Annotated in this window: 6 protein-coding genes; 5 read left to right on the top strand and 1 reads right to left on the bottom strand. The window is 58.6% G+C overall.

The window, feature by feature from the left end; all coding sequences use genetic code 11:
- Positions 1–769 precede the first annotated feature (769 nt).
- The 4 genes from NKJ72_RS30785 to NKJ72_RS30770 all read left to right on the top strand — a co-directional run bounded on the left by NKJ72_RS30785 (position 770) and on the right by NKJ72_RS30770 (position 3,057).
- Positions 770–1,507 (top strand): helix-turn-helix transcriptional regulator, encoded by a 738-nt coding sequence (locus tag NKJ72_RS30785; protein WP_502901927.1) that lies wholly within the window; start codon positions 770–772, stop codon positions 1,505–1,507.
- A gap of 81 nt (positions 1,508–1,588) precedes the next feature.
- The gene (locus tag NKJ72_RS30780) at positions 1,589–2,221 is read left to right on the top strand and encodes an acyl-homoserine-lactone synthase (protein WP_352480777.1); all 633 of its coding nucleotides are present in this window, start codon (positions 1,589–1,591) and stop codon (positions 2,219–2,221) included.
- A gap of 28 nt (positions 2,222–2,249) precedes the next feature.
- A complete protein-coding gene (locus tag NKJ72_RS30775) occupies positions 2,250–2,489 on the top strand; it encodes a transcriptional regulator domain-containing protein (RefSeq protein WP_352480776.1) in 240 nt (79 codons plus the stop codon).
- 52 nt (positions 2,490–2,541) lie between these two features.
- Positions 2,542–3,057, top strand: coding sequence for a DUF2285 domain-containing protein (locus NKJ72_RS30770; RefSeq protein ID WP_352480775.1), 516 nt, complete (start codon positions 2,542–2,544; stop codon positions 3,055–3,057).
- A 24-nt stretch (positions 3,058–3,081) separates the two neighbouring features.
- Here NKJ72_RS30770 and NKJ72_RS30765 read toward each other — a convergent pair whose 3' ends face one another.
- Complete coding sequence (locus NKJ72_RS30765) at positions 3,082–3,348, bottom strand: DNA -binding domain-containing protein (RefSeq protein WP_352480774.1); 267 nt, start codon at positions 3,346–3,348, stop codon at positions 3,082–3,084.
- 122 nt (positions 3,349–3,470) lie between these two features.
- Here NKJ72_RS30765 and NKJ72_RS30760 point away from each other — a divergent pair, with 122 nt between their 5' ends.
- Positions 3,471–3,689, top strand: a complete 219-nt coding sequence (locus tag NKJ72_RS30760; RefSeq protein ID WP_023755980.1) for a helix-turn-helix transcriptional regulator — start codon at positions 3,471–3,473, stop codon at positions 3,687–3,689.
- Positions 3,690–3,828: the final 139 nt, after the last annotated feature.

Genomic DNA, 3,828 nt, shown 5'->3' with positions numbered 1-3,828 from the left:
GCAGAGCCAGATCGAGGAACTCATGCCCTGGCGATTCCGAAAAGCGTCAAGCCCAAATCCGTAGGGGATCAGCGACGCGCTTACGGATGATGTCGTCCGTCCACTGGCGCTGAATGATGGACTCGCAGTCTGGTCTGACGGATTCGAGCTTCGGATCGGTAACAGCCTCAGGCGGATCGATCAGGGATTAGCGAACAGCCATTTCGGCGTGGTCGCTTTGTCAGAGCCGTTCGAAAGGCTGGACGAACTACGAACTCGACGGAATCGCCGCTCGGTCTGTCAAACGGGAGCAACAGCTTCTACCCACCTGGCATAAGTCGCCCAAAGCACTGCTACCAACACGCCTGACGATTTCCGACCTGATCACGTCGGTTATAGCTGCATAGGAATACAATGGTCGCGTTGCCGATCACCGGTCGAAATTGTCAAAGACGAACACTCGCACGGCCCCTCTTTTTGTTGGGTTCGATGACCCAATTTCGGCCCGCCCGCTGCTCTCCACCAATGCGCTTCGCACTCTCGAACTGCTCCATCAGCACCTTCTTGTGTTGGGAGGCTGCCGTAGCATTTCGGACAAAAACGTCCGCGATCGCCGCGTAGCTACCGCTGGCGAGCTAATAATATGCGCGACCGTCGCGGCATTTGTAAAGAAGGTCAGCCCGGCCAGTTTGAGAGGTCGGCTTACGATGGGGTCTACAGGCCGGGTGGCGCACAGCAGAGAGATGAAGGGAGTGAGTCAGGACAATGAGGAAGAACAATGAGGAAGGACATGCGAATTGTCTTCGAGACATTCCTGGAAAAGTTGTCGGTAAGTGTCGATGAGGGTGATTTTCGCGGAGCCTTGGCCGATGTCGCCTCAGGTCTGGATCTATTCACCTTTGCCTACTTCTCCTTACCGCCGTGGTCTAATGGCAAGCCCACGCTGATCTCGAATTATCCGGCGCTCTGGACAGCGCGCTATCTTGAGAACCGGTATCAGAATGTCGACCCGGTCATTTTACGTGCAAGCTATGGCGAATCCACATTTCGATGGGGATTTGACCTAAAGAGTTTTGATCTGTCCGCGCCTCAGCTTAGGTTTTTCGAGGAAGCAGCGCAGTTCGGCATCCGCTGCGGCGTGACGATCCCGATCATTGATGGCCGCGACAATTTTGCGGCTATGACCTTTGCCGCTGACAAGCCCGATCCTGCATACTTTCGCGTGGCCGATCGCTACGAGCAAGGTCTTCCGTTTTTCGCGAGCTGTTTTCATACGTTCGTCCGCTGCAGACTGTCGGGCGATCGAAAAGTTGGCGGTGTGTCGTTGACGCCGCGTGAATACGAGTGCCTGCAGTGGGCGGCGCGCGGCAAGTCCGCCCGAGATACAGGCGGCATCCTGGAGATCTCGCGGTACACGGCTGAGTTCCATCTGGCAAACGTCCGCAAGAAGCTTGGCGTGACAACCACCCGACAGGCGATTACGCGTCTGGCGGCTTCAGGCTTTTCGCTTCCTGATAAGTCGGCTTGACCTCCGGAACTGCACAGGCTGCGCTTTCGCGAAGGATCGTCTCCAATGGCGAGAAATGTTTCCCGCCATTGGAGGCCTTTGATGATCCAGCTTATTGCGCCTGAGTGCTACGACGACTTTGCTGACGGACTGCATGCAATGCATCGGCTTCGATTTCGCGTCTTCAAGGAACGCCTAGGCTGGGACGTGCAGGATAATGGCGGCTATGAAATCGATTCCTTTGACGCGCTCAGACCGCACTACCTGTTGTTGCGCGGTTTCGAGGGCCGGGTGGAGGGTTGCGTTCGCCTTCTGTCCTCAGCGGGCCCGACCATGATTCGCGATACCTTTCCGATGCTGTTGGAAGGAAGGGCTGCACCTGAGGATCCGAGCGTGTGGGAAAGCAGCCGTTTTGCGCTCGACATAGCTTCATCTGGGCAAAAGGGGGCGGGCGGTATCGCTCTCGGCACATATGAGCTCTTCGCCGGCATGATCGAGTTCGGCCTCTCGCGCCGGCTCAGCCACGTCGTCACGGTCACCGACTTGCGCATGGAGCGCATTCTTCGTCGCGCCGGCTGGCCCCTCGAGCGGATCGGCAACCCGCACACGATCGGCGCGACACGCGCACTGGCGGGCTACCTCGAAGTGTCGAAAGCGACACTTCATGCGGTGCGACAAAACAGCGGTATCGACAGTCCGGTGCTATGGGCGCCGGTGCTTCGCCGGGTGGCGTGAATGTGACGCCCGGCAGGAGAGCACAGTCATGTCCACGTCTCTTGCGACGGACGCCGATCTGCCCAACTGGTGGAATGATAGGTCGTACGACTATGCCGCTCAGCTGACGCTGCGTGGCTGGGCTTGGGAGTTTTTGCGGCGCAATCCGGTATTTCAGCATGATGTGCTTGCTGCGCGCCGGCAGGCCAACAGTTTGCCGCATGGAACCACCGTCGAGGTGATCGCGTCGGCCGGCAACCTGTCGCGCTGGGGTGTTTCGTTTCGCTGAATCTTACGGACGCAGTGCGACTGTGTTTTGGTGTCCCCGCCGGTGTCCAAGCGTGTTGCCTGTCATTGCCGAACGGCGATTTGCGTCATCGACGATATCGTCGTTCGAGCTGGCGGCATTGCCATGTCGTGCTGCAGTCCTGCTGATGCCCGACAAGAGCCAGGAGGTTCTTCTTCGCGATGCGGAGCGCAGCCTCCAGCTTGCTGTTTCGGGAGCGGATGTCCTGCATCCTGTTTACCTCCGCACCGAGGCGATCTGGCCGGCAGCACTTTCCAAGCATCGTCTGTTAGCGCTGGAGTGCCTCAATGCCCTTTGTGCCTATGGAAAACTGCCCGCGTGCTTGTTTCCGCCAGAAAGACGCGGGCCCCGATTGAACTTCGTCCTCCGCGCGCTCGATGGCGCGCTTGCCGGAGCATCACATCGCGAAATCGCCGAAGCGCTCGTCGGCCAAGCGCGCGTCCGGTCCGACTGGAAGGATCCTCAAGATCACCTGCGCGATCGTATCCGGCGCGCCGTCTCACGTGGCCGTGCGCTAATGAACGGCGAATATCTGAATTTCCTTCTTTGAAGAGCATGAGATCCGCGCTGTGCGTCAGCCGGCGAACAGTTCCTTGTAGCCGGTCGTCACCATCCAATTAGCACGGTCGATATGGCTGCGGAGGGCCTTTTTGGCGCGGACCGGTTCAATGGACGGGTCAATGCCGAGAATGCGATGCGCCATCTCCTCCTCGCTGGCATTGTCGGCACAGGCATCCAGGATACGCAGATAGATCGTGAAATGCTCCCTGTCGTAGCTCGTAAGGCTCTCCGACCATGGGACTTCGTCGGCAATCGGCGTGATCGATTTGGGCTGTAACATCGCTGATTATACCTCCGCAAAACGGCCTCCGCGAAGCCCTCCGCCAGCGGATTGGGATACTCAATGTGGATTACATATTTTAGTTGATAAACTCAAGCTGCCTAATCCGCTGGCTATCGTGCATGGATATGCGCAGATTGGTCGGACGGAATGTGCAGAGGATCAGGCTAAGGAAGCGACTGACGCAGGAGCAGCTTGCCGAGATTTCCGGGTTCAGCCAGCAGTACATCAGCGGCTTGGAGAAAGGACGAAGAAATCCGACGATCATCACGATCTATGAACTGGCATTGGCCCTCGACGTCAGCCACACGGATCTGGTTCGGCCCGACAAACAGGCCTGACCCACCCGACTTCCAAGTAATTGCTACGGGCCCGGGGGGCGCCCCCCCCCGCCCCGCGGCGCGGGGGGCCCCCCGGGGGGTGGGGCGGGTGGTGTTTAAACAAAAACCCCCCCCCACCCCCCCGGACACATGCGGGTTG

It is taken from the genome of Mesorhizobium sp. M0045 (genome assembly GCF_040323385.1).
Classification (GTDB): Bacteria; Pseudomonadota; Alphaproteobacteria; order Rhizobiales; family Rhizobiaceae; genus Mesorhizobium.
Note: the sequence above shows the minus strand (reverse complement) of the source record. Positions and strands in the feature narration are given on the sequence as shown.

Bases quoted from the DNA above. Each gene is read 5' to 3' on its own strand.
- NKJ72_RS30775 (WP_352480776.1), top strand. From the start codon at position 2,250: ATGTCCACGTCTCTTGCGACGGACGCCGATCTGCCCAACTGGTGGAAT.
- NKJ72_RS30785 (WP_502901927.1), top strand. From the start codon at position 770: ATGCGAATTGTCTTCGAGACATTCCTGGAAAAGTTGTCGGTAAGTGTC.
- NKJ72_RS30765 (WP_352480774.1), bottom strand. From the start codon at position 3,348: ATGTTACAGCCCAAATCGATCACGCCGATTGCCGACGAAGTCCCATGG.
- NKJ72_RS30760 (WP_023755980.1), top strand. From the start codon at position 3,471: ATGGATATGCGCAGATTGGTCGGACGGAATGTGCAGAGGATCAGGCTA.
- NKJ72_RS30780 (WP_352480777.1), top strand. From the start codon at position 1,589: ATGATCCAGCTTATTGCGCCTGAGTGCTACGACGACTTTGCTGACGGA.